Consider the following 24,939-nt stretch of genomic DNA (forward strand, 5'->3'; position numbering starts at 1 on the left):
ATTCATGAACTTATACCCTCAAAAGAAAAAGGAAAGACTTCCTTTTGTGCCTTTCCTCTTACTTGCTACTTGTTTGATTATTTTTGGTAAGCTACTGCTTGTTTGATAAAGTCCTCAATCGGCTCTCCTTGGTGGAGAGCTTTTACAATTTTCGAACCAACGATAACACCATCTGACACCGCATTGAAGCGTTCTACATCGGCTTGACTTGATACACCAAAACCTGTCAAGACTGGAATGTCAGCTACTTGATGCAATTGTGCCAAGTGCTTGTCCAAGTCTGCACGGTAATTTCCTGATTTCCCTGTCACCCCATTGATGGCAACGGCATAGACAAAGCCCTCCGCCCCTTCAATCAACTCTTTCTGACGCTCAAGTCCTGTTGTCAAGCTAACTAGGGGAATCAATGCAATATCTGTATCTGCCAAAAATGGCTCCACAAAGTTGGCATGTTCATGAGGCAGGTCTGGGATTATCAAGCCCTTGACCGCTGTATCTGCCAAATCTTTGACAAATTTCTCCACACCGTACTGAAAGAGGGGGTTAAAGTAGGTCATGATGACAAGTGGCACCTCAGTCTGAATGGTTTTCAAGCTTTCAACCAAAGCCTGGGTCGAAGTCCCCTGAGCTAAACTGCGCAAGCCTGCTTCTTCGATAACAGGTCCATCTGCAACAGGGTCAGAAAAGGGAATACCCACTTCAATAGCTGAGACACCCAAATCTTCTAAAAAGTGGATTGTTTCAGCGAGACCATCCAAGCCTTTCTCATGGTCTCCAGCCATGATATAGGGAACAAAAATTCCTTTTCCAGCTGCTTTGATAGCATTCAATTTTTCTGTTAGTGTCTTAGGCATGAGCTTCTCCCTTCTTTGCTGCATCTGCTTCCAAGCGGTCTTTGACTTGGACCACATCCTTGTCCCCACGACCTGATAGACAGACAATCATTGACTTTTCTGGTCCGAGTTCTTTGGCCAATTTCACCGCAAAGGCAATGGCATGGCTAGATTCCAAGGCTGGGATAATCCCTTCCACACGAGACAAGAGTTGGAATCCTTCCAAGGCTTCCTCGTCAGTCACAGGAACATAGCTGGCACGTTTGATATCGTGGTAGTGAGAATGTTCTGGACCGATACCTGGATAGTCCAAACCTGCTGAGATAGAGAAGGCTTCAAGAATTTGACCATGGGCGTCTTGGAGCACATCCATGAGGGAACCGTGAAGAACACCTGGACGGCCTTTAGTCAAGGTCGCTGCGTGATGCTCTGTATCTACACCAAGTCCAGCTGCTTCAGCACCATACATGGCTACTGACTCATCTTCTACAAAGGGATGGAAGAGTCCGATAGCATTAGAACCACCACCAACACAAGCTACTAGGGCATCTGGCAAATCTTGACCGGTCAAGTCACGGTACTGTTGTTTAGCCTCTCGACCGATGACACTTTGGAAGTCACGAACGATTTCTGGGAATGGATGAGGTCCCAAGGCAGAACCAAGGATATAGTGGGTGTCATCGATGTTAGCTACCCATGAACGAAGGGCTGCATTAACTGCATCCTTGAGCACGCGCGAACCATCTGTCACGGCCTCAACCTTAGCTCCCAAAAGCTCCATACGGAAGACATTAAGGGCTTGGCGTTTAACATCTTCCTCACCCATATAGATGGTACATTCCATGTTAAAGAGAGCTGCAGCAGTTGCAGTTGCCACACCGTGCTGACCAGCACCTGTTTCAGCGATAATTTTATTTTTGCCCATACGTTTAGCCAGAAGAACTTGTCCCAAGGCATTGTTAATCTTGTGGGCCCCTGTATGGTTGAGGTCTTCACGCTTGAGATAAATCTTGGCTCCGCCAATATGCTGGGTCAAGTTTTTTGCGTAGTAAAGAGGAGTTTCACGTCCTACGTACTGGCGCAAAAGTTGGTTCAATTCCTCTTGGAAGCTTGGGTCTGCCTGACTTTCACGATAAGCTTTTTCCAACTCCAAAACTGCTGTCATCAATGTTTCTGGGACGAAACGTCCGCCGAATTTTCCGTAAAATCCATCTTTATTTGGTTCTTGATATGCCATGCTTTACCCTCTCTATAAATCTTCTAATCTTTTCCTGATCTTTCTGTCCATCTGTCTCCACTCCACTCGATACATCTACTGCATAGGGAGTAAAGTGTTGAATTGCTTCTTCTACATTGTCTTCATTAAGCCCACCTGCGATGAAAAATGGCTGGGCTAGTCCAGACGTATCTAGTTGACCCCAGTCAAAAGTCTGTCCACTCCCTGCTACAGGAGCATCAAAGAGTAAATAGTCTGCCTGAGAATTGGGGACATGACCATTTCCATCCACCTGCACCGCCTGAATGCTAGCGCAAGGCAAATCCTCAAACAAATCATCTGCTACCTGACCATGAACTTGAACCAAGTCCAAGCAAACTTTGTCAATCGCTTCTAGCAGTTCTGCCCGACTTGGTGAAACAAATACGCCAACCTTCTTAACGTTCACAGGAATGAGCTTTGCCAGCTCTGTAGCCTCTTCCAAGGTCACCTGTCTTTTACTGGGTGCGAAGACAAAACCGATGTAGTCTGCCCCTGCTGATACGGCTGTCTCTACCGCTTCTTTGGTCGATAGTCCACAAATCTTAACCTTTGTCAATCTGCAACTCCTTGATTCTCTGGGCTACATCTTCTGCCTGCATGAGAGCTGTTCCCACCAAAATTCCGTTAAAGTATGGTGCTACTCGTTTTGCATCCTGCCCTGTGAAAATAGCAGATTCAGAAATGTAATAGCGACCTTCCTTAAAGTACTGGGCCAAGTCTACACTGGTCTGCAAGTCGACTTCAAAGGTGGTCAAGTTGCGGTTATTAACCCCAATAATCTCAGCACCCAGTCTGTGGGCTACCTCTAGTTCAGCTAGATTGTGAGTTTCCACCAAGACTTCCAGACCAAGCTCTGTCGCGTAGTCATACAGTTCCTTGAGGCGTTCTTCTGACAAGGCAGCCACGATGAGCAAGATAACTGTCGCGCCGGCATTGCGAGCGCGGATGATTTGTTTTTCATCGATGATAAAGTCCTTGTTGAGCGTCGGAATCTCTACTTGACTGGAAATCTCCCGTAGATAATCCAAATGCCCTTTAAAGAAAATCTCATCTGTCAAAACCGAAATCATCACTGCTCCGTTCGCTTCATAAGTCTGGGCCTGTTGCACAATATCCACATCGAGATTGATATCTCCCAGACTAGGGCTAGCCTTCTTGACTTCAGCGATTACCTGTAAACGATCTTGGTGATTCTTCAAAAATTCAGCTAGGCGATAGGTCTGGCGTAGGGGCTGGACTTCCTCCAGCTCCATCTGCTCGACCTCATGAGCCTTCTGCTCCAAAATTCGTGCTAAAAATTCCTGACTCATTTTTGATACTCCTGTAACAGTCTGAGTTTTTCTAGGGCCTTACCACTAGCAATCACTTGACGGGCCAAGGCAACTCCTTCCTTGATACTAGCTACCTTACCATTGGCATAGAAACCAAGACCAGCATTCAAGACTGTCGTTTCCAAGAATGGACTTGGTTCGTTTTGAAGAACGCTAAGCAAAATCTCTGCATTTTCCTGAGCATTCCCTCCACGGATATCTTCGATAGCGTAGTGTTTCATCCCCAAATCCTCTGGAGTGAAACTTGACAAGGTGATTTCGCCATTTTCAAGAAGAGCAATCTTGGTTGTTCCGTTCAAGCCAGCTTCATCAAGACCTTCTGGTCCAGCAACCACGATGGCACGTTTGCGACCCATATTTTTCAAAACCTGAGCTGTACTTTCTAGAAGTTCTGGACGACTAATGCCAAGCAGCTGTGTTTCCAAGGCCATTGGGTGAATCAGTGGACCAGTCAAGTTCATGATCGTTGGAATTCCCAATTCCAAACGAGCTGGCATGATGTACTTCATAGCTGGGTGCATATTTTTAGCAAAGAGAAAGACGATTCCAGTTTTATCGAAAACCTTACCTAGTTCAGCTGGTTTGAGGTCAAGATTGATGCCCAATGCTTGAAGGACATCTGCCGAACCTGATTTAGAAGAAATCGAACGGTTACCGTGCTTAGCCATATGAATGTCGCCACCAGCCAAGACAAAGGCTGCAGTTGTGGAAATGTTAAAGCTGAAAGACTTGTCACCACCTGTACCACAGTTGTCCATTGCATCATGGATTTCAGTTGGAATGTGTTGGGCATGGCCTCTCATGACTTGTGCAATGGCTGTGCGTTCTTCAGGTGTTTCCCCCTTCATCTTAAGGGCCAAGAGAAGAGAAGCAATCTGCGCTTCGGTTACACGCCCAGTTACGATACGCTCGATTACATCCGTCATTTCCACACCTGATAAATTTTCAAATTTTGCTAATTTTTCAATAATCTCTTTCATATAGGCAACCTCACTTTACAACCTTCTCAATAAAATTCCGAATAGAAGACAAGCCATCTGGCGTTCCAATACTTTCTGGATGGTACTGGAAGCCATAAATCGGCAGGCTTTTGTGTTGAATTCCCATAATGGCTTGGTCATCAGTAGAACGAGCTGTCACTTCAAACTCTTCTGGCATTTCTTCTATCAAAATACTGTGATAACGCATGACTGGACGACCATCCTCAATGCCTTGATAGAGAAGAGATGGCGCTTCAAAGCTGATATGGCTCTGTTTCCCATGCATGACCTTGGGAGCCAAGCCTAGCTTCCCACCAAAGACTTCTGCGATAGCTTGGTGACCCAAACAAATCCCTAAAATCGGCTTCTTACCTGCAAAATCACGAATCATGTCTTCCATCTTTCCAGCATCCACTGGCCAACCTGGACCGGGAGAAAAGACCAGACCATCTGCTTTTTCAGCTTCTTCATACAGCTTAGGATCATCATTTCTCAGGACCTGCACTTCTGCAAAATTCCCAATGTATTGAGCCAAGTTATAGGTAAAAGAATCATAGTTGTCAATCAATAAAATCATGGTCTTAGTTCTCCAATTCTAGTCATAGATTTAGCCTTGTTAATGGTTTCTTGGTATTCGTTTTGGGCGATAGAGTCATAGACAATCCCTGCCCCAGCCTGCACATAGGCTGTTTGATTTTTGAGAATCATTGTTCGGATGGCAATGGCGAAATCCATATCACCCGTCGCAGACAAGTAGCCGATTGCTCCTGCGTATACGCCTCGTTTTTCCGTCTCCAGTTCATAGATGCGTCTCATGGCCCGAATCTTTGGTGCTCCTGAAACTGTTCCAGCTGGAAGTGTAACTTTCAAGGCATCCATGGCAGTGAGGTCTGGAAGCAAACGTCCCTTGACCACGCTGGTCAAATGCATGACATAGCGGAAGAGCTCCACTTCCATATACTTGGTGACTTGGACACTGGCTGTTTCAGAGATGCGGCCAATATCGTTACGTCCCAAGTCTACCAACATCCGATGTTCTGCTGTTTCCTTCTCATCAGAAAGCAGGTCAGTCGCCAAGGCCTTGTCCTCTTCATCTGTAGCTCCTCTTGGCCGCGTACCAGCAATCGGATTGGTTGTCACGATACCATTTTTGACTGAAACCAAACTTTCAGGACTGGCACCGATGATTTGATAATCCCCAAAATCATAGAAATAGAGATAATTAGATGGATTGGTCACGCGAAGATTTCTGTAGAAGTCAAATGGATTTCCAGTAACTTCTGCTGAGAAACGCTGGCTGAGCACGCATTGGAACATATCGCCATTACGAATCAAGTCGCGAGCTGTTTCCACCATTTCCTCAAACTTCTGAGGAGCGATATGCGGTTTGAAGTTCAGCGGAGATAAATCCAAGTCTTCAAATTCATTTGGAGCAGGGATGCGTAATTCCTCAAGTACTTGGTTCAAGGCTTTTTCCAAGTCTTCTTGACTGCGATCGCTATAGAAAGCATCCTCAATGACATGGATTTTTTCCTTCTTGTGGTCAAAAACCATATAGCTCTCATAGACAAAGAAATGCATGTCTGGCGTCCCAATCGTATCCTCAGGGATTTGACCGATTTCTTCATAGAGCGAAATCATATCGTAACCGACAAAGCCAATAGCTCCCCCACCAAAAGGGAGATCTGAATGGTGTTGGCTCTTATGAGTCACTTCATAAAGGAAATCCAAGGGATCCCGATCAATCACTTGACCATTTTGATAGAGGACTCCATTTTCAAACTGAATCTCAAAAACTGGATTATAGGCTAGGATAGAAAAACGAGCGGTTTCCTTGTCTCTCGGAATACTCTCTAAGATCACCTTGTGTTGCCCCTTTAGGCGCATATAAGCCAAGATTGGTGATAAGACATCTCCATGAATGATTCGTTCCATTGTAATTTCCCTTTCAGTTTCTTATTTCTAATTTTTTGTCTTTTTTCTATTTCCCTTAAATAGTGCGGACGGGAGCAACTTTCTCTGAAATTTCATCCCTAATTTTTGAGCCATGTGTCTCAAAAATTCCGTTCTAGAGAAGCATCTTTGCTTCTCTAGAATACCACTATGCCGGGAAATAGCGGTTCAATGCTCACTTCGTTTGCAAATATTTTATAGAAATCTATCTATTGATGAAGTATAGTTTAAAACTGATGACCATATCTACGATAAATATATAAAAATCCCCACGCAAAATAACTTGCGTGAGGACGAAATTCGCGGTGCCACCTCAATTATAGGATTTCTCCTATCTCTCATTCCTGTCTCAGAACTTTCCTGTAACAGGCTGTGCGATAAAGGGCACTCCCTTGAGAATTATGTTTTCTTCTCTCGTTTCAGATGGACCCAACCTTACAGCTTTCTCTGCTTGTTTCCAGCAACCACAAGCTCTCTGGGAAAGAAAGTACTGTAATTTTTCCATCTTTTATTTTTTAGCTTCTAGGTAGTCTGCAATCGCAGCTACGTCCTTGTCTCCACGACCAGAGACATTGATGATGATAATATCATCCTTACTTAGTTTCGGTGCACGTTTAACCGCTTCTGCGATGGCGTGCGAACTTTCAATCGCTGGGATAATCCCTTCAGTCTTGCTTAGAAGGAGCAAGGCTTGAACAGCTTCTTCATCTGTCGCTGCTACGTATTCTACGCGGCCTGAATCTTTGAAGTAGGCGTGTTCTGGGCCGACCCCTGGATAGTCCAAACCAGCTGAGATAGAGTAAACTGGCGCCAGCTCTCCGTCTTCCTTAAAGACTGCATAGGTCTTCATACCATCGACAATTCCGACACTACCTTTTGTCATAGTGGCTGCATGCTTGTCTGTGTCAAGTCCATGACCGGCAGCTTCGACCCCAACCAATTTGACTTCTTCATCAGCCACATACTGTGAAAAAGCACCGATAGCATTGGAACCACCACCTACACAGGCAATGACGTAGTCTGGTAAACGGCCTTCTTTTTCCAAGATTTGACGGCGAGATTCTTCACTGATGACCTTTTGGAATTCATGAACAATTGTAGGATAAGGATGAGGTCCTACAGCAGATCCCAAAACGTAGAAGGCTTCAAGGTCATTCATCCATGCTCCAAAGGCTGCATCGACCGCATCCTTGAGAGTTCGTGTCCCTGTTTCAACTGCGTGAACGGTCGCTCCCATCATCTCCATACGGAAAACATTGAGACGTTGACGCTCCACATCTTCTGCCCCCATGTAGACATCACAAGCCATACCAAACTTGGCTGCAGCAGCTGCTGTCGCAACACCGTGCTGACCAGCTCCTGTTTCCGCAATCACTCGTTTTTTGCCCATACGTTTGGCAAGAAGAATTTGTCCTAAAACGTTGTTGAGTTTGTGGGAACCCAGATGGTTCAGGTCTTCGCGCTTGAGATAAATCTTAGCCCCACCTAGATGGTCTGTCAAACTTTCCGCAAAATAAAGCGGTGTTTCGCGACCGGAATAATCCTTCAAGTAATGGCGAAATTCTGCCAAAAACTCTGGATCATCCTTGTATTTATCAAATGTAACTTCTAACTCATCCAACAAAGCCTGAATCGGCTCCGGTACAAAACTACCACCAAATTGTCCAAAATAACCTTTAGTTGTCATAAAATTTTTCCTCTTTCAGTATTAATTTCAAGATATGAAAAAAGCCCACACACGGAATCGACTTCCGTGTGAGGGCGTTGGTAACGCGGTGCCACCTCAATTATAAAGGGACTATCCCCCTTTACATCTCTACCTTGTCTAACAACAAGTTGCACTGTAAGGTGTGCGCACCGAATTTTCATTGTTTCAAATTCATTTTTAAAATCAGCCCACTTTCACTACTTCCAACCACCTGTTCACAATCACCACAGGCTCCCTGAAGATCAAAAATAGTTACTTTTCTGATTTGTTGAGAATATTATATGCTATTGTCCGCTTTTTGTCAAGATTTTTTTATGATTTTTTTCCTGATCCGAGGATTTCTTCGGAAATTCTCACCAAAGTCTTAACGATATAATCAACTTCTTCATCGCTTAATTTTGTATGAAGTGGAAGCGTAATTTCATTTTCAAAGAAGGCATAGGCTCTTGGATAATCTGTCATATCGAAACCAAGATTCTTATAGGCTGTCAAGAGAGGAAGCGGTTTATAGTGTACATTACTTGCAATTCCTGCTTTAGCTAATTCTTGGATGATGAGGTTGCGTTCTTCTAAACTTGCACCTTCTACATGAGTGATGTAGAGGTGGCGTGAAGCTTCGACAGTATCAGTCTTGTGTGCCAGTGGGTGAATACGAGTACCCGCAAAACCACGATCATAGCGGTCCACGATGTCCTTACGACGTTGTAGCAAAGCTGGGTAACGATCCAATTGTACCAAACCAATCGAAGCCATGATATCCGTCATGTTGCACTTGTAGGCTGGTGTAACGATATCGTATTCCCATGAACCCAATTGCATTTTGGCAAGGGCGTCTTTGGTTTGACCATGAAGGGAAAGGATTTGGAATTCCTTGTACATCTCTTCATCGTCAATCGCTGGATTGGCTTTCCACGTCGCACTTCCTCCCTCAGCCGTTGTAAAGTTCTTAACGGCATGGAATGAGAAGGAAGTAAAGTCAGCGATCGAACCAGCTGGTTGCCCTTTGTATGTAGATCCTAAAGCATGGGCACTATCAGAGACAATCACGATACGGTTAAAGGCCTTTTGCCACTTGCTTGAAGCGGTAAAGAGATCACGTTTTTTCTCCACAACTTGGAACAAACGATCATAGTCGCAAACAATCCCTGCAAGCTCAACCGGAATAATCACCTTAGTTTTCTCAGTAATAGCTTGCTCAAGCAAGTCATAGTCCATTTCAAAAGTATCTGCTTGGATATCCACCATGACAGGTGTTGCTCCCACGTGAGTGATGACACTACATGAAGCTGTATAGGTCATGGCTGGAACGATGACTTCATCACCAGGTCCCACTTCCAAAACACGCAAAATCAACTCAAGAGCGGCAGTCGCAGAGTTGAGGCAGACAGTCTTTGGTGTCTGTGTGTATTGGGACAAACGACGCTCCAGTTCTTTTGTCTTCGGACCTGTTGTGATCCAACCAGAACGAAGGGTATCCGCTACTTCAGCAATTTCAGCTTCTGTAATATCGGGTGGTGAAAATGGAATATTGTAATTTGGCATTGATTTGCTCCTTTTATCTGTACTCATTTTCTCATGACTACTTTATTTTAGCACTTCAAACACGGTTTGAAACATGATTTTGATGTCTCCAAGGAAACTAAACTCTCGGAGATAGGCGAGATTATAACGCATCTTTTCAGGAAGGACGTGTTCGACATAGGCTTGGTCAACTGACAGACCTTTCTCCGTCATTTGACTGATGATGGTGTCCTCATCCTTGTAATTGATGCTGGCTGGAGAGGTAATCCCTGCTGGCAAGAGCAAGGTCGCCATCATTTCAGGACTATACTGCTCCGTGTAGCGTGGCACTTCAGGTCTCGTACCAACAAAGGACATCTCACCTTTAAGGACATTGACCAACTGAGGTAGTTCGTCCAAACGCACACGGCGAATGAAATTTCCCACTTTGGTAATGCGGCTATCGTTAGCAGAAGTCACCAGGCTTCCTTTTTTATCCGCATCTGTTACCATAGTACGGAACTTCCAAATCTTGAACGGACGGTTGTACTGGGTCACGCGCTCTTGCTTGTATATGACAGGTCCCTTGCTATCCAACTTGATCCAAATGCTCAAGATAAGAAAGACGGGAGAAGTCAAAAGTAGCAAAAACAGGGCCAGAACCCAATCCAGGCAACGCTTGAAAATCAGCGAACCCTTCCTTTTAGAGACAAGCTGGTAGTAAGACTCAACCTCGCTTGATTGCATTTCCACGGGCAAGTCTTCCCATTTCAGCATGCTGTTTCTCCTTTGTTTTTATTATACTATTTGTCAACATTTTTCATTATACCACAAAATGGAAAAGGCGGTGCAAGAAATCTGTGATTTGAATAATTTCCTGCTTATACTCAATGAAAATCAAACTAGGAGGCTAGCCACAGGCTGCTCAAAGTACAGCTTTGAGGTTGCAAATAAAGCTGACATGGTCTGAAGAGATTTTCAAATAGTATTAGGACATGGCCCCAGCCTGCAAGCTATACATCTTGTGATAGGTTCCTCCCAAGACCAAGAGTTCCTCATGGGTTCCACTCTCAATAATGCGTCCCTTATCCAAGACATAGATGCAATTGGCGTCCTGAATGGTCGAAAGTCGGTGGGCGATAGCAATGGTCGTCCTCCCCTGTCTCATCTTAGCTAGGGAATCTTGAACCAAACTTTCTGTTTCAGAGTCAATATTGGCTGTCGCTTCATCCAAAATCAGGATTTTAGGCTGACTGGCGACTGTTCTGGCAAAGGCAAGAAGCTGGCGTTGACCAGTAGAAAAGCTCGAACCACGCTCGGAAACAGGTGCATCATAACCCTGCGGAAGGTCCTGAATAAAGGAATCTGCATCGACAAAGGCAGCCGCAGCCTGAATCTCTTCATCACTAAGATCTTGATACATGGCAACATTGGACTTGATAGTCCCATGATAGAGGAAGGGTTCCTGCAAGACTAGCCCGATATTTTTTCTCAACTCTTCCTGACTGTAGTCTCTAATATCCACACCATCCAAGAGAACGCGGCCTGACTGAAATTCATAAAAACGCATGAGGACATTGATAATCGAAGATTTCCCTGAACCTGTATGGCCCACAAAGGCAATGGTTTCACCCTTCTTAACTGAAAAGGAAATGTCATCCAGAATTGGATGTTTGCCATCATATGAGAAACACACATGTTCAAAACGGATATTCCCCTCTTGGACTTTGGCTTGCCCATTTTCTTGAAGAGGCTCATAGGTTGTCTCGTCAATCAAGGCAAAGACACGCCCTGCAGAAACCATAGACGTTTGAAGAGTTGAAAAGTTTTGCGTCACTTCAATCAGAGGGTCAAAGAGGCGATTGATGTACTGGATAAAGGCATACATGGTTCCGGCTGTTATCCCAATAGAAAGACCACGGTAGCCAAAGTATGCCATCAAGATGGCGTAGCCTAGAAGTTTCAGCAAACTCATGGCAGGTCTCAAAAAGAGGGCATCCAAGGCTACAGATCGGTTGGCATAGACCAAGTGTTCTTGGTTAATCTCATCAAATTCTGCCTGCAGGCGCTTCTCTTGATTAAAGGCCTGGATAATCCTGATTCCCTCGATATTTTCTGCCAGCTTACTATTAATATCCGACAAGAGACTTCTGGTTTTTTCTATGATTTTCACTGATTTTTTCCGATAAAGATTGACCAAAAGAAAAATCAAGGGAAGAAAGAGCAGGACTAAAGCTGTCAAACGAAAATCCAGCACCAACATGGTATACAAAGTTGTCAGAAAGATAAAAACTGCTGAGACAAAGCTGGATAAAATCCCCGAAAACATATCGCTGATGGTCTCGGTATCATTGGTCAAACGAGAGACAATGGAACCGGCTGGCGTCTTGTCAAAATATGACATGCCGAGCTTTTCCATATTAGCAAAGGCATCGCGACGAATATCTCTGACAATACTGTAGGACACCCGAGCAAAGAGAAGATTACCGACATACTGAATCAGAGTTTGCAGGAGATAAAGACCATAGTAGACCAGCAAAACGGCCACAGCAATTTGGTTAAGATTGCTGAGATACTGGTCGATAAAGTGGGAGGCCACAAGGGGAATGACACTTTTAATGACCGTCGTCGCTAGGAGAAAACTGAGTGCCAAAAAGGTCAGGAGGCCGTAAGGCTTGAGATAGGACATCAAGCGCTTCAATACAGTCCATTGTTCTTTCTTATTCTGCATCTTCTTCTCCTTTCATTTCCAACTGCTGAGACTGGTAGGTTTGAGCATACCAGCCATTCAGGGCTAGCAAGTCTTCGTGCGTTCCCTGTTCGATAATCTGCCCATTTTGCAGAACCAGAATCAAATCTGCATGGACAACTGCACTGAGACGATGGGCAGTGATAATGGTTGTCTTATCCTTCCGCGTTTCCTTGAGGTTGTCGATAATCGCATACTCTGTCTTGGCATCCACGGCGGACAAGGAATCATCTAAAATTAAGATATCAGGATCTAAAATCATAGCTCGACTCATAGCCAGACGTTGCTTTTGACCACCAGAAAGACTAACTCCTTTTTCACCAATCAGCGTGTCAAAGCCCTGAGGCATGGCTACAATATCTTGGTAAACTTGGGCTAGCTTAGTCGCTTCTTCGACCGCTGAAAGGGGCAAGTTCGGATTTCCAAAGCGAATATTGTCTAAGATAGAGGTCGCAAAGAGGAACTGGTCCTGAGGAACATAGCCCATAAGACTACGAAGGTCTGTCAGACGATAGTCCCGAATATCGTGACCATTTAGATAAATGGCTCCCTTGTCCACATCGTATTCACGCAAGAGGAGCTTGATCAAGGACGTTTTCCCAGAGCCTGTCTGACCAACCAAGCCCAGTGTTTGCCCTTTTTCTAAACTAAAGTGAATATCCGTCAACGTTTCCTCATTTTCAAAGGCAAAGCTATCAATATCATACTGCAAGCGCCCGTTTTCAATACCATTTAAAGGAAACTCAGGGTCTTGTACAGGTGATTCCTGAGACAAAAGTTCCTCAATTCGCTGGTAGGAAACCTTTCCTCGCTGAGTGATATTAAAGAGGAAACCAATGGCCATAAGAGGCCAGACCAGCATATCCAAGTAGCTGATAAAGGTAACCAGATTTCCAACCGTAATCTGTCCTTCCTGAACCATCAAAGAGCCGACCAAGAGGGTTAACACATAGGATGAACCAACAAATAAGAGAACCATGGGGTCAAAGAGACTATCGTATTTCATGGTTTGCAGGTTCTTTTGGAAGGTCAATTCATTGACTGCCTGAAAGGACTCGAGCTCGTCTGCCTGATAACCGAAAGACTTGGTCACTTTAATACCTGATACAGACTCCTGTACCTTATTATTGAGTTCAGAAAAGGCAGCTTGAGATTCGCCAAAGGCCTTATGAGTCTTTCTCCCTAAACGACTGGTCGCATAAGCCATGAAAGGCAGGGGCAAAATGGCAACCAGAGTCATCTGCCAGGAAATGCTAAATAGCATAGTCAGCAAAGTCACTAAAGCCGTGATAGAAGCATCCACCGCAGACATAACACCGCCTCCTGCGAGACGAGTCAAGGCATTGATATCATTGGTTGCGTGTGCCATCAGATCCCCCGTCCGATAGGTTTGATAAAAGGCTGGAGACATTTTTGTGAAATGCTCAAATAAGCGAGAGCGCATAATCTGTCCCAAACGGTAGGAAGTACCGAGGATATACATACGCCAAACATAGCGCAGATAGTACATCCCAAAGGCTGCAAGAAGCAAGTAAAATAGGGCAAGAAGGAGGTCCTGCTGGGTTAATTGCCCCGATGTGATGGCATCAATGACCCTCCCCATAACCATTGGGGGAATGAGGTTGAGGACGGAAACCAAGACCAGAGCCATAATCCCGACTAAATAACGGCGTTTTTCTAACTTGAAAAACCACCAAAGTTTTTGAATAATGGACATAACATCCCTTTCTGATTGCAAATAGAAACCTGAGGCCAAGACCCCAGGTTTTTCTTATTCATAGGTTACGACTGTGACCGCACCCTTGTCATACTCAGCGATAAAGATATTGGCTACATTGTCATGCCCTTGCTTGCTGAGGTTATCAAGCAGCCATTCTTCGTTACGACCAATCGACTCCAAAACATCGACTTGTATCACACCGTCAGTCACAACTGGATACTTAGGATTTTCATCCCCCATTTGGACCACGATGAGTTGGCCATTTTGCTCCTGCACAGCTCGTTTGACTTGCTTCATCTGGAAAATTCCTTGGCTACGAAGTTTGAGGGCTACATCCGATGCAGACAAGCCAACTGAACGACAGGCTTCTGGGTCAATCTGCCCATTTTTGATAAGGAGAGTTGGTTTTCCATCAATCAAGCGTTTGACAAAACGAACATTGTTATTGAGCCACTTGAGGGTCAAGACCAAAATCGTCCACATCATCAAAATCACTGCATACTGGAGAATGCTGATAGAACTATTGTAAATCACCCCACCGATGATACCACCGAGAACATAGTTCTGAATTTGGTCTGTCGCAGAGTTAGGTGCTAGGTTCCCCTTTCCTGTCACATTGATAACAAAAACAAGCGAGAAGAGCCCCAAGGCCAGTTTGATTAAAATTTCCATATAATTGAGTGTCATTTGTTTACCTCCACCAATTCAATAGCGTCTGTTTGATTCAATTCTAATTTCTCTAAAAGATACTTGTCTGGTTGGCTCCCGTTCATGGCTCGGTAGAAATTTGGACCTACCTTGACAAGCGCTCCATCAGTGGCTGCAGAAGTATTGACATAAACTTCTGATTTATCCACTCCCAAGTCTTTGGAAACAACCTCTATGAAATGAAGGGAGGTTTGAAATTGGTTGTTAGAGGCTTGATTGGTCTGGTATTTTGAGATTGTCACCAAAAGCATGGCCACCAAGGTCAAGGCCAAAATCATGACCAATTCCCGAAACTTAGTCCCCTTTTTATCTCGATAGGCTTTAAAAGCAAAAAATCCTGTGATAGCTAGGAGAACAATTCCAAAGCCAATCATGATGCCATTTTGCTGACTGATTTGGCTAAGTACATAGTCATATGAGTAAAATTTCATTTATTTTCACTCCCTTTCATAAAATCATTCTTAATTATAAACGAAAGAGAGTGATTTTTCAAGCCATACGTTGGGGAAATGGACCTTTTTTTGGTATAATAAAATCTATAATCTGAATGAAAAAGGTAACTTTATGAAACTCATCTCATGGAATATTGATTCCCTCAATGCTGCCCTAACTAGTGACTCAACTCGTGCCAAATTGTCCCAAGAGGTACTACAAACCTTGGTCGCTGAAAATGCTGATATCATCGCTATCCAAGAAACCAAGCTTTCTGCCAAGGGTCCTACTAAAAAACACTTGGAAATTTTAGCTGAACTCTTTCCAAACTACGAAAACACGTGGCGTTCTTCTCAAGAACCTGCCCGCAAAGGCTATGCTGGAACCATGTTCCTTTATAAGAAAGAACTCACACCCACTGTCACTTTTCCAGAAATCGGTGCCCCTTCTACCATGGACTTGGAAGGTCGCATCATCACCTTGGAATTTGATACATTTTTCGTGACCCAAGTATACACTCCAAACGCTGGCGATGGTCTCAAACGCTTGGAAGAGCGTCAAGTCTGGGATGTCAAATACGCTGAGTATTTGGCGCAACTAGACAAAGAAAAACCAGTCCTTGCGACTGGAGACTACAACGTAGCCCACAAGGAAATCGACCTTGCAAATCCTGTCAGCAACCGCCGTTCACCTGGTTTTACAGACGAGGAACGTGCTGGTTTTACCAACCTTTTGGCAACTGGATTTACTGACACCTTCCGCCATATTCACGGTGATGTCCCAGAGCGCTACACTTGGTGGGCGCAACGCAGCAAGACTTCTAAAATCAACAATACAGGCTGGAGAATCGACTACTGGCTCACCAGCAATCGCGTGGCTGACAAGGTGACTCAGTCCGACATGATTGACTCTGGTGCGCGCCAAGACCACACACCCATTGTCATGGAGATTGAGCTCTAAGGAGAAAGCTAATGGACTATCAAGCTGTCATTCCTGAATTTGTAGTATCTGACCTCGAAAAGTCACGCCACTTCTACTGCGACTTGCTGGGATTTTCTGTCGAATACGAGCGTCCAGAAGAAAACTTCCTCTTTCTTTCGCTTGAAGACTGCCAACTTATGCTAGAAGAAGGCAGTACAGAAGAATTAGCCCAACTAACCTATCCTTTCGGGCGCGGTATCAATATTTCCTTTGGCATTGAAGATGTCCCTCAGCTCCACCAAAAACTGCTGGAAGCTGACTATCCCATCCATCGGCCCCTGACAAAAAGAGAATTTCGAGTAGGAGATAGCTTTATTTATCCCCATGAATTTGCAGTTTTGGATCCAGATGGCTATTTTTTAAGATTTAGCGAATAGAAGAATAAAGGGCTACAATACTATCTAGTGTTGTAGCTTTTTCGTTCGCTTTTATGGTCTATTTGCTAACAAAATATTTGATTTATAAAGCTAATTGGTGTAAAATAAAAACATTGGCAGTAGCCTATTTAAAATTGAATATCATTTTTACTTGTTTATGTCGTGAATTGGCACGACGTTTCTACAAGGTGCCGGAACACCTAACAATGAGTATGTCAGCTGAAGGTATGGTGTTGGCCATACCTATTTTGGGGACTTACTTAGGGGATTAAGTAGGTCCTTTTTGAATATTTTTATTAAAGTACGCCTTTAAGTGTAAACTAAATATTTTTAATATTTCCCTTAATTAGTGCGGACGGGAGCAACTTCCTTCGGAATTTCATCCCTAATTTTTGAGCCAAAAGTCTCAAAAATCCCGTCATAGACAATAACAAGATTATTGTCTATGATACCACTACGGCGGGAAATATTTGATAAAACTCGCTTCGCTCGTACTAGTTTTATCAAATACATAGTACTAGCAAACTGGTTCACTATAGAAACAGTTAACCAACAAGTAAACTGACTTTTAGACTTTAGGAGGTCTTATGAAATTATTAGAAGAGCGCATCCTTGAGGATGGGCATATCTTGGGGGACAACATCCTCAAGGTGGATTCTTTTTTAACCCACCAAGTTGACTTTAGCTTAATGCGAGAGATTGGTAAGATTTTTGCGGAAAAATTCGCTTCTGCTGGCATTACCAAGGTCGTGACCATTGAAGCATCAGGCATTGCCCCAGCCGTTTTTACAGCTGAAGCCTTAAATGTGCCCATGATTTTCGCCAAGAAAGCTAAAAACATCACCATGAACGAAGGCATCCTAACCGCCCAAGTCTACTCCTTTACCAAGCAGGTGACCAGCACCGTTTCCATCGCTGGAAAATTCCTCTCACCCGAAGACAAGGTCTTGATTGTCGATGATTTCCTTGCTAATGGCCAAGCGGCCAAAGGCTTGATCCAAATCATCGAACAAGCTGGGGCCAAAGTCGAAGCGATTGGTATCGTGATTGAAAAATCCTTCCAAGATGGTCGTGATTTGCTTGAAAAAGCAGGATATCCAGTCCTATCACTGGCTCGCTTGGATCGTTTTGAGAATGGTCAGGTCGTATTTAAGGAGGCAGATCTCTAATGCAAAAACAAGAAAAACACTCGCAAGCAGCCGTTCTTGGCTTACAGCACTTACTAGCCATGTACTCAGGATCCATCCTAGTTCCCATCATGATTGCGACAGCTCTTGGCTATTCAGCTGAACAGTTGACCTATCTTATCTCCACAGATATCTTCATGTGTGGGGTGGCCACCTTCCTTCAACTCCAACTCAACAAATACTTTGGGATTGGACTACCAGTCGTTCTCGGAGTTGCCTTCCAATCCGTCGCTCCTTTGATTATGATTGGACAAAGCCACGGTAGCGGTGCTATGTTTGGTGCCCTTATCGTTTCTGGGATTTATGTAGTTCTGATTTCAGGCATTTTCTCAAAAGTGGCCAATCTCTTCCCATCTATCGTAACAGGATCTGTCATTACCACGATTGGATTGACCTTGATTCCTGTCGCTATTGGAAATATGGGAAATAATGTCCCAGAGCCAACTGGTCAAAGTCTCTTGCTTGCTGCAATCACTGTTCTAATTATCCTCTTGATTAACATCTTTACCAAAGGATTTATCAAGTCTATCTCCATTTTGATTGGTCTGGTTGTCGGAACTGCCATTGCTGCCACTATGGGCTTGGTTGATTTCTCCCCTGTTGCGGCAGCACCACTTGTCCATGTTCCTACCCCCCTCTACTTTGGAATGCCAACCTTTGAAATCTCCTCTATTGTCATGATGTGTATCATCGCAACGGTCTCTATGGTTGAGTCCACCGGTGTTTATCTGGCCTTGTCTGATATTACTAATGACCCAATCGACAGCACGCGCCTACGCAACGGTTATCGTGCAGAAGGTTTAGCTGTCCTTCTCGGAGGAATCTTTAACACCTTCCCTTACACAGGATTTTCACAAAACGTTGGGTTGGTTAAATTATCAGGTATCAAGACTCGCCTGCCAATCTACTACGCAGCTGGTTTCCTAGTCCTCCTTGGACTACTTCCTAAGTTTGGAGCCCTCGCCCAAATCATTCCGAGTCCTGTCCTTGGTGGTGCTATGCTAGTGATGTTTGGTTTTGTTTCCCTTCAAGGTATGCAAATCCTAGCCCGCGTTGACTTTGCTAACAATGAACATAACTTCCTTATCGCAGCTGTCTCCATCGCTGCAGGTGTCGGACTCAACAATAGTAATCTCTTCGTCAGCATGCCGACAGCCTTCCAAATGTTCTTCTCAAACGGAATCGTCGTAGCCAGCTTACTGGCCATTGTCCTCAATGCAGTACTAAACAGGAAGAAGAAATAAGAAAAAGAGGTGCGAGCCTCTTTTTTGTTTATCTATATCCTTACCTGTCTGTCTTCTGACCGCTGGCCTGTTACAAACATGGTGAAGGTTGCCTTGCAGACATTTCTGCCTTCTTGATTAGTGATATCCACATCCACGACACAGGTTGTGCGTCCATGATGGACACATTCTCCTTTAATGGTCAGTACATCATCTAGCTTTCCTGCTTTGAGGTAGTTGATAGAGGATTGGAGTGTCACTCCATCAAGCCCCAGCGAGATAACCACCAAACCACTGATCTGGTCACAAAGGGTAAAGAGATAACCACCATGGGCATTGCCATAGTAGTTGAGCGACGAGTTCACTACTTTCGTCGTCACCACAACATGACCATCTCTCATTTTTTCTATTTCGTAATTTTCAAAGGCAGATATAGCGTCAAAATGAAAATCTTTCATCGTTTCCTCCTGATAGTTCAAACGACACTATGATACTACTTTTTATAGGACTGTGCAAGGAGAAAGCGCTTATTCTGGCAAAATTCCAACCTGCTCTACAAAGCGCATAAAGGCTGCCTGTCCTTGTTCCGTCTGCTTGTAAACCCCCGCGTCCTCCAGAACACGTGCAAAGATAGCACCCACAGAGTCCTTGACGATTTCAAGGGCTTTTTCTTTATCTGCTAGGTCCGGATGTTGGGCTTTGAGCTGGTCTGCCCATTCCTGATGATAGTCTGCAACTGCTTCATCATCTCCTACAAGATAGCTTGCAACTTGCTCCACTTCTGCTTTCAAACGAGGTGGTAAGATAGCCAAGCCCATGACCTCAATCAAGCCGATATTTTCCTTCTTGATATGTTGGACATCCTTGTGGGGATGATAGATACCATCCGGATGCTCTGACGATGTCTGATTGTCACGCAAGACCAAGTCCAACTCAAACTGTCCATCGCGTTTGCGGGCTATCGGTGTGATAGTATGATGTAGTGTTCCATTGCTTTCTGCCAAGACCTGTACACTTGGATCTGAATACTGGCGCCATTCCTGCAAAATCTTGTCAGCTAAGTTGATCAAATCCTCTTTGGAATCCGAAGTCAAACGAAGCACTGACATAGGCCACTTGACAATCCCAGCCTTGACCTGCTCAAAACCAGCAAAACAGAAAGTCTTTTGCAGAGGAGCCATTTCCATAGGAAATACGTGACGGCCTCCCTGATAGTGGTCATGAGTTAGAATAGATCCCCCCACAATTGGAAGGTCGGCATTAGAGCCTGCAAAATAGCCTGGAAACTGCTCTACGATAGCCAGCAGACGCTCAAAACTCTGACGACTGATTGCCATGGGACGATGCTGACCATCTAAGAAGATACAGTGCTCATTAAAATAAGCATAGGGCGAATACTGGAATCCCCACTCCTGGCCCGCCATTTCGAAACGGATAATGCGGTGATTGCTGCGAGCTGGGTGGTTAACCCGACCATGGTAGCCTTCGTTCTCTAGACAGAGTTGACACTGTGGGTAATTGCTAGCTTGAACCAACTTAGCTGCCGCAATCTCTTTTGGATCCTTTTCAGGTTTAGACAGATTGATGGTAATCTCAAGTTCTCCGTAGTCAGATGGTACACGATAAGCAATATTCTTAGCAATGGCCTTGAGCTTGATGTAGTCATTTTTCTGGCTAAGTTGGTAGAAGTCCGCAATTGCCTGCTCGGGAGATTGGGCATAGGTTTTCCAAAAGTCACGATTGACCTGACTTGGACAAGGTGTCACCAAGTCCATCAATTCAGCACCGAGGATTTCACGCGCAGTCTGACTATCCTCAATCGTCTCTAATCGAACCGCCTCCTCAACCAACTGGTCCTTGAGGTCAATCAATTTATCCAGATCAGTCTCAACCTCCAAAACACCATCTCCCACTCGTGCCAAGACACGATTGGTTAGGTAGATTCGATCCATTTCCTCAAAAGCACTTTCAGCAATAACTTCCGTGATAAATGCATCTAGAACTCCTTGACTCATTGATTCTCCTTCTTACTTTCTAAATAGTCTCTGACAGCATCTAAATCCTGAAAAACTTGTTCTGTTTTATTTAAGAAAGACTGTGCTGGCATTTTCAAGTCTGGAATACAAATAACTGGTATCCCAGCTCTATACGCTGCTTCAATCCCTGCTTCACTATCCTCTAATACTAAGCAATTCTCTGGTAAAACATTCAAATCACTACAGGCCTTTAAAAATATATCAGGGTAAGGTTTGCTTCGCTTTACATCTTTTGCAAAAACTAGATGGTCAAATAGGGACAGTATCCCATTACTATCCAAAATCATTCTAGCTCTAGATTCAACACTTGAAGTTGCTAGAGCGATTGGAATACCTTCTCTTTGCAGAAAAGCAAGCAAATTTTTAGCACCTTTTTTTAAATTTACACCTTTGGCTAATATTCGAGCTTCCAGTTCATAAACTTTTTCCAAGGTTTGGTCAAAGTTCGAAGGTAAATCATAGGTATCTAAAAATCGTTGAACATTCTCCTCTTCCCTATGTCCACTGTATTCTCTAGAATATGTTTCTTCTGTGAAAGGAATTCCAAAATCTTTAAGCAATTCTTGATAAACTTTTAGAGAAATGATCTCAGTATCAGCTAATAAGCCATCTAAATCAAATATTACAGCGTCCATTTACTTCTCTCCTAGTCTACAACGCGAGTGCCACCTGCAACTTCAGCGATATAGAAGCTTGGAGCGTATCCAACGACTTTCTCGTAATGCTTGCCAACAGCTTCCTTAAAGGCCTCAACAGCATCTTTTTGCACCAAGGCAATGGCACAGCCACCAAAACCTGCTCCTGTCATACGAGCACCCAGAACACCTTCCTGATTCCAAGCAGTGTGAACAAGGGTATCCAATTCCAAACCAGTTACTTCATAGTCATGTTCTAGAGAAACGTGTGACGCATTCATCAAGCGGCCAAATGTTTCCAAATCACCTGCTTGAAGGGCTACTTGAGCTTTAAGGGTACGTTGGTTTTCAAGCACAGCATGACGAGCACGTTTCAAACGATTTTCATCTTTAATCAGATAGCTGTATTGGTCAAAATCCCACTCATCCAATTCACCCAAGGTCTGAATCTCCAAGGCAGCTTGCAATTCTTCTACTGCTTTTTCACACTCAGCACGGCGTTCATTGTACTTAGAGTCCGCCAGTTCACGGCGTTTGTTGGTGTTCATGATAACAACGACATTGTCTTTCAAATCAAGCGGCACCAAGTCGTACTCCAAAGTGTTGGTATCTAGGTAAATGGCCCGTTGGTCAGCTCCCATACCGATAGCAAACTGGTCCATGATACCAGAGTTGACTCCGATAAAGTTATTTTCCGTTTGTTTTCCGATTTTAACCAAATCCAAACGGTCTAGTTTTAAATCAAAGAGATACTCTGCCACAACCCCTGTCAAAAGTTCCAAGGATGCTGATGATGACAAGCCTGCACCATTTGGGATATTTCCATAAACATAAAAATCAAACCCTTTGTCAATCACGTGTCCAGCTTCTTGCAAGAAATGAAGAACCCCTTTTGGATAATTGGTCCAGCTGTGCTCTTTTTCAAATTTGAGGTCAGCTAGAGGAACTTCTATAATGCCCTTGTCCTCAAAGTTGGCTGAGTAAAAACGCAAAACTTGATCGTCACGCTTGCGAGCCGCCCCATAAGTTCCCAAGGAAATAGCCGCTGGGAAAACATGTCCACCATTGTAATCCGTGTGTTCACCAATCAAATTGATACGACCTGGTGAAAAGAAGGTTTGGTCTGCTTCTTGACCAAAAACGGCAAGAAAGTCTTTGCGAAGGGCTTCAGTAGTAAGATGTTGTGCCATATGAATTCTCCTTTGATTGTCCGTTAAGTCACCTTAACGTGCAATCGTTTTCTTCTATTGTATCCAAGCCATTTACCAAGGTCAATCCTTTTTACTAAAAATTTACTAAACTATCAGTAAAAAGCAGAAAAATATGATATACTAACCTAAAAGGAGGAGGATTTATGGCTACCTTAAAAGACATTGCACAACTAGCCTCTGTCTCTATCGCGACCGTATCCCGTGTCCTCAATCGCGACCAGAGTCTATCTGTCACAGAAGAAACCAGACACCGTATTTTAACTGTCGCTGAAGAACTGGGCTATACCAAGCACCTCAAGACAGGCGAATCCCACAAACCCAAGCAAAAGATTGCCATTATCCAATGGGTCAGCGAGCAAGGGGAGCTAGACGACCTCTACTACTATCAGATTCGTCTCGGTATTGAAAAAAGAGCCCAAGAGTTAGACTATGATATCTTGCGCTATTTTAATGACCATCCTTTTACACTGAGTGAGGAAGTGATTGGCATTCTCTGCATCGGAAAGTTCAGCCGAGCTCAGATTTCTGCCTTTGAAGAATACCAAAAACCTTTAGTCTTTATAGACAGCGATACCCTCTCACTAGGCCATACCTGTATTATCACTGACTTTTACACTGCTGTGAAACAAGTTGTAGACCATTTCCTCAGCCAAGGTATGAACCGTATCGGAATTCTCACAGGCCTTGAGGAAACAACCGACCAAAAAGAAATCATTGAGGATAAGCGGCTAGAAAACTTCAGAAACTACAGTCAAGCGAAGGGAATCTACCATGAAGAACTAGTCTTTCAGGGAAGCTTTACCGCCCAGTCTGGTTATGACTTGATGAAGGAGGCCATTCACAAGCTAGGAGAACAACTCCCACCAGCCTTTTTCGCTGCTAGCGATAGTTTAGCCATCGGTGCCCTCCGTGCCCTCCAAGAAGCTGGAATCAGCCTGCCAGACCGCGTTAGTCTCATTTCTTTTAACGACACTAGCCTGACCAAGCAGGTCTATCCTCCTCTTTCTAGCATTACCGTCTATACCGAAGAAATGGGTCGAGCAGGTATGGATATTCTTAACAAGGAAGTTCTCCACGGTCGCAAAATTCCTAGCCTGACTATGCTGGGAACCAGACTGACATTGAGAGAGAGTACAAGGAATGAATAAGATAACAAAACGACCTCTAGCGAGATCGTTTTTCTAATGATGATGTCCATGCTTCTGCTCTAACTCTCTCACCCTCCGTCTATGTTGCGCATGATTGCTTTGACTGCTATCTACTTCAATAGTGATATTCTGCACGCCTCTTTCTTCTAAAAATTGACGCACCACTTCTTTGGTCTCCATCATCTGTTCCCAATCCCAGATACAAATGTGGACAACAGCATTGTTCTCTAGACCGTCCATGGACCAAATGCTAAGTTGGTTAACACTTTTGACATTGGTCAGAGCCTCTATATCCTTCTCCAGATCACTTGTCTCGACCCCTTCTGGCACAGCATCTAGGAAAATCTTCAGTGCACTCCAAAAGCGAGGAATGGCTTTCGACAGAATAAAGATAGAAATAACCAGCGATAAAAGCGGATCGAGTATATACCAATCTGTAAATCGGAGGATAATCGCCATTAGGATGACGGCCAACCAACCAAGAGTGTCTTCCAAAAAATGCAAGCTAAGAATTGACTCGTTCTTTGTCTTTCCTTTACGAACTACCAGACTTGCTAGCACATTGATAGCTACTGCAATGATTCCCAGCCAGAGGATACCTTTCTCATTAACGGGTTGCGGATGAGCAATCTTCGTGATATTTTCCAAAATCACTAGGACAGACCCTATCATAAGAATCACAGCCGTTAGCATGGCCCCTAAAAGGCTAAAACGTTTGTAACCCAAGGTGTACTGCCTATCTTCCTCACGGTTTGAGATTGTTTCTAAAAGGGCTGAGATACCAATGGCTAGAGCATCTCCCAAGTCATGAACAGAATCAGCAAGAACTGCACTTGAACCAAAGATTCCTCCTGCGATAAACTCAACAATCGCATAGCTTAAATTTAAGAAAAAAGCTAACCAGATAGATGTTTTAGAACTCATTTCTCTCCCTCCTTTGGTATAATGGGTATATACATACTTCTTTCA

The 24,939-nt window shown here is 44.1% G+C and carries 24 protein-coding genes, 1 pseudogene, 1 riboswitch and 2 other annotated features; of the genes and pseudogenes, 6 read left to right on the forward strand and 19 right to left on the reverse strand.

All coding sequences use genetic code 11. The features are described 5' to 3' along the window. Window positions 1-19: 19 nt before the first annotated feature. Window positions 20-106, forward strand: a pseudogene (locus B7714_RS10015) (prepilin peptidase); the annotation flags it as partial. Here B7714_RS10015 and trpA read toward each other — a convergent pair. The 14 genes from trpA to B7714_RS02145 form a co-directional block, all read right to left on the reverse strand. Then, entirely contained in the window at window positions 78-854 is a 777-nt protein-coding gene (gene trpA, locus B7714_RS02075; protein WP_084859510.1) for a tryptophan synthase subunit alpha, read from the reverse strand. The pseudogene B7714_RS10015 and the gene trpA sit on opposite strands and share 29 nt — an antisense overlap. Continuing rightward, entirely contained in the window at window positions 847-2,070 is a 1,224-nt protein-coding gene (trpB, locus tag B7714_RS02080; protein ID WP_084859511.1) for a tryptophan synthase subunit beta, read from the reverse strand. Before trpB (B7714_RS02080) ends, trpA begins: the two co-directional genes overlap by 8 nt. After that, a complete protein-coding gene (locus tag B7714_RS02085) occupies window positions 2,048-2,647 on the reverse strand; it encodes a phosphoribosylanthranilate isomerase (protein ID WP_049520407.1) in 600 nt (199 codons plus the stop codon). The genes trpB (B7714_RS02080) and B7714_RS02085 overlap by 23 nt, the downstream gene beginning before the upstream one ends. Continuing rightward, window positions 2,634-3,401, reverse strand: coding sequence for an indole-3-glycerol phosphate synthase TrpC (gene trpC / locus B7714_RS02090; RefSeq protein ID WP_049520406.1), 768 nt, complete (start codon window positions 3,399-3,401; stop codon window positions 2,634-2,636). Before trpC ends, B7714_RS02085 begins: the two co-directional genes overlap by 14 nt. Continuing rightward, window positions 3,398-4,402 carry an anthranilate phosphoribosyltransferase gene (gene trpD / locus B7714_RS02095; RefSeq protein ID WP_049520405.1) on the reverse strand — a complete coding sequence of 335 codons (1,005 nt, stop codon included), beginning with the start codon at window positions 4,400-4,402 and terminating at the stop codon, window positions 3,398-3,400. Before trpD ends, trpC begins: the two co-directional genes overlap by 4 nt. A 10-nt stretch (window positions 4,403-4,412) precedes the next feature. Further along, window positions 4,413-4,979 carry an aminodeoxychorismate/anthranilate synthase component II gene (locus B7714_RS02100; RefSeq protein WP_042768746.1) on the reverse strand — a complete coding sequence of 189 codons (567 nt, stop codon included), beginning with the start codon at window positions 4,977-4,979 and terminating at the stop codon, window positions 4,413-4,415. Continuing rightward, on the reverse strand, window positions 4,976-6,337 hold the full coding sequence (trpE, locus tag B7714_RS02105) for an anthranilate synthase component I (RefSeq protein WP_042768748.1): 1,362 nt from the start codon (window positions 6,335-6,337) through the stop codon (window positions 4,976-4,978). The genes B7714_RS02100 and trpE overlap by 4 nt, the downstream gene beginning before the upstream one ends. 304 nt (window positions 6,338-6,641) lie before the next feature. Beyond that, window positions 6,642-6,867: a binding site (T-box leader), on the reverse strand. Next, window positions 6,864-8,042, reverse strand: a complete 1,179-nt coding sequence (trpB, locus tag B7714_RS02110; protein WP_000208442.1) for a tryptophan synthase subunit beta — start codon at window positions 8,040-8,042, stop codon at window positions 6,864-6,866. Its footprint overlaps the feature before it by 4 nt. A 67-nt stretch (window positions 8,043-8,109) precedes the next feature. Further along, window positions 8,110-8,335: a binding site (T-box leader), on the reverse strand. A gap of 40 nt (window positions 8,336-8,375) precedes the next feature. After that, on the reverse strand, window positions 8,376-9,605 hold the full coding sequence (locus B7714_RS02115; protein WP_162284794.1) for a DegT/DnrJ/EryC1/StrS family aminotransferase: 1,230 nt from the start codon (window positions 9,603-9,605) through the stop codon (window positions 8,376-8,378). Between the two features lie 42 nt (window positions 9,606-9,647). Then, window positions 9,648-10,340 (reverse strand): sugar transferase, encoded by a 693-nt coding sequence (locus B7714_RS02120; RefSeq protein WP_000922221.1) that lies wholly within the window; start codon window positions 10,338-10,340, stop codon window positions 9,648-9,650. 211 nt (window positions 10,341-10,551) lie between these two features. Then, window positions 10,552-12,294, reverse strand: a complete 1,743-nt coding sequence (locus B7714_RS02130) for an ABC transporter ATP-binding protein (protein ID WP_084859513.1) — start codon at window positions 12,292-12,294, stop codon at window positions 10,552-10,554. Then, complete coding sequence (locus B7714_RS02135; RefSeq protein WP_084859514.1) at window positions 12,284-14,029, reverse strand: ABC transporter ATP-binding protein; 1,746 nt, start codon at window positions 14,027-14,029, stop codon at window positions 12,284-12,286. Before B7714_RS02135 ends, B7714_RS02130 begins: the two co-directional genes overlap by 11 nt. Before the next feature lie 54 nt (window positions 14,030-14,083). Beyond that, window positions 14,084-14,719: a DUF421 domain-containing protein gene (locus B7714_RS02140; protein WP_000174455.1), complete on the reverse strand. Its 636-nt coding sequence runs from the start codon at window positions 14,717-14,719 to the stop codon at window positions 14,084-14,086. After that, window positions 14,716-15,171 carry a DUF3290 family protein gene (locus B7714_RS02145; protein ID WP_000675332.1) on the reverse strand — a complete coding sequence of 152 codons (456 nt, stop codon included), beginning with the start codon at window positions 15,169-15,171 and terminating at the stop codon, window positions 14,716-14,718. The genes B7714_RS02140 and B7714_RS02145 overlap by 4 nt, the downstream gene beginning before the upstream one ends. 133 nt (window positions 15,172-15,304) lie before the next feature. Here B7714_RS02145 and B7714_RS02150 point away from each other — a divergent pair, with 133 nt between their 5' ends. The 4 genes from B7714_RS02150 to B7714_RS02165 all read left to right on the forward strand — a co-directional run bounded on the left by B7714_RS02150 (window position 15,305) and on the right by B7714_RS02165 (window position 18,961). Beyond that, window positions 15,305-16,132, forward strand: coding sequence for an exodeoxyribonuclease III (locus B7714_RS02150; RefSeq protein WP_084859515.1), 828 nt, complete (start codon window positions 15,305-15,307; stop codon window positions 16,130-16,132). A gap of 11 nt (window positions 16,133-16,143) precedes the next feature. Beyond that, window positions 16,144-16,530: a bleomycin resistance protein gene (locus B7714_RS02155; protein WP_000386240.1), complete on the forward strand. Its 387-nt coding sequence runs from the start codon at window positions 16,144-16,146 to the stop codon at window positions 16,528-16,530. A gap of 131 nt (window positions 16,531-16,661) precedes the next feature. Next, window positions 16,662-16,757, forward strand: a riboswitch (purine riboswitch). A gap of 360 nt (window positions 16,758-17,117) precedes the next feature. Next, entirely contained in the window at window positions 17,118-17,699 is a 582-nt protein-coding gene (locus B7714_RS02160) for a xanthine phosphoribosyltransferase (RefSeq protein ID WP_084859516.1), read from the forward strand. Next, window positions 17,699-18,961 carry a nucleobase:cation symporter-2 family protein gene (locus B7714_RS02165; protein WP_001171650.1) on the forward strand — a complete coding sequence of 421 codons (1,263 nt, stop codon included), beginning with the start codon at window positions 17,699-17,701 and terminating at the stop codon, window positions 18,959-18,961. The genes B7714_RS02160 and B7714_RS02165 overlap by 1 nt, the downstream gene beginning before the upstream one ends. Before the next feature lie 32 nt (window positions 18,962-18,993). Here B7714_RS02165 and B7714_RS02170 read toward each other — a convergent pair whose 3' ends face one another. The 4 genes from B7714_RS02170 to B7714_RS02185 all read right to left on the reverse strand — a co-directional run bounded on the left by B7714_RS02170 (window position 18,994) and on the right by B7714_RS02185 (window position 22,801). Beyond that, a complete protein-coding gene (locus B7714_RS02170; RefSeq protein ID WP_084859517.1) occupies window positions 18,994-19,398 on the reverse strand; it encodes a PaaI family thioesterase in 405 nt (134 codons plus the stop codon). 69 nt (window positions 19,399-19,467) lie between these two features. Next, the gene (locus B7714_RS02175) at window positions 19,468-20,955 is read right to left on the reverse strand and encodes a UDP-glucose--hexose-1-phosphate uridylyltransferase (RefSeq protein ID WP_084859518.1); all 1,488 of its coding nucleotides are present in this window, start codon (window positions 20,953-20,955) and stop codon (window positions 19,468-19,470) included. Then, a complete protein-coding gene (locus B7714_RS02180) occupies window positions 20,952-21,611 on the reverse strand; it encodes an HAD family hydrolase (protein ID WP_084859519.1) in 660 nt (219 codons plus the stop codon). Before B7714_RS02180 ends, B7714_RS02175 begins: the two co-directional genes overlap by 4 nt. Before the next feature lie 11 nt (window positions 21,612-21,622). Next, window positions 21,623-22,801, reverse strand: a complete 1,179-nt coding sequence (locus B7714_RS02185; protein ID WP_084859520.1) for a galactokinase — start codon at window positions 22,799-22,801, stop codon at window positions 21,623-21,625. Window positions 22,802-22,965: 164 nt separating this feature from the next. Here B7714_RS02185 and galR point away from each other — a divergent pair, with 164 nt between their 5' ends. Next, window positions 22,966-23,970: a DNA-binding transcriptional regulator GalR gene (gene galR / locus B7714_RS02190; protein ID WP_084859521.1), complete on the forward strand. Its 1,005-nt coding sequence runs from the start codon at window positions 22,966-22,968 to the stop codon at window positions 23,968-23,970. A gap of 33 nt (window positions 23,971-24,003) precedes the next feature. On the opposite strand, the gene B7714_RS02195 is transcribed toward galR, so the two are convergent. Further along, window positions 24,004-24,894 (reverse strand): cation diffusion facilitator family transporter, encoded by an 891-nt coding sequence (locus tag B7714_RS02195; RefSeq protein ID WP_084859522.1) that lies wholly within the window; start codon window positions 24,892-24,894, stop codon window positions 24,004-24,006. Window positions 24,895-24,939 lie beyond the last annotated feature (45 nt).

This window comes from Streptococcus oralis subsp. oralis, from assembly GCF_002096595.1.
In the GTDB taxonomy this organism is placed as follows: domain Bacteria; phylum Bacillota; class Bacilli; order Lactobacillales; family Streptococcaceae; genus Streptococcus; species Streptococcus oralis_D.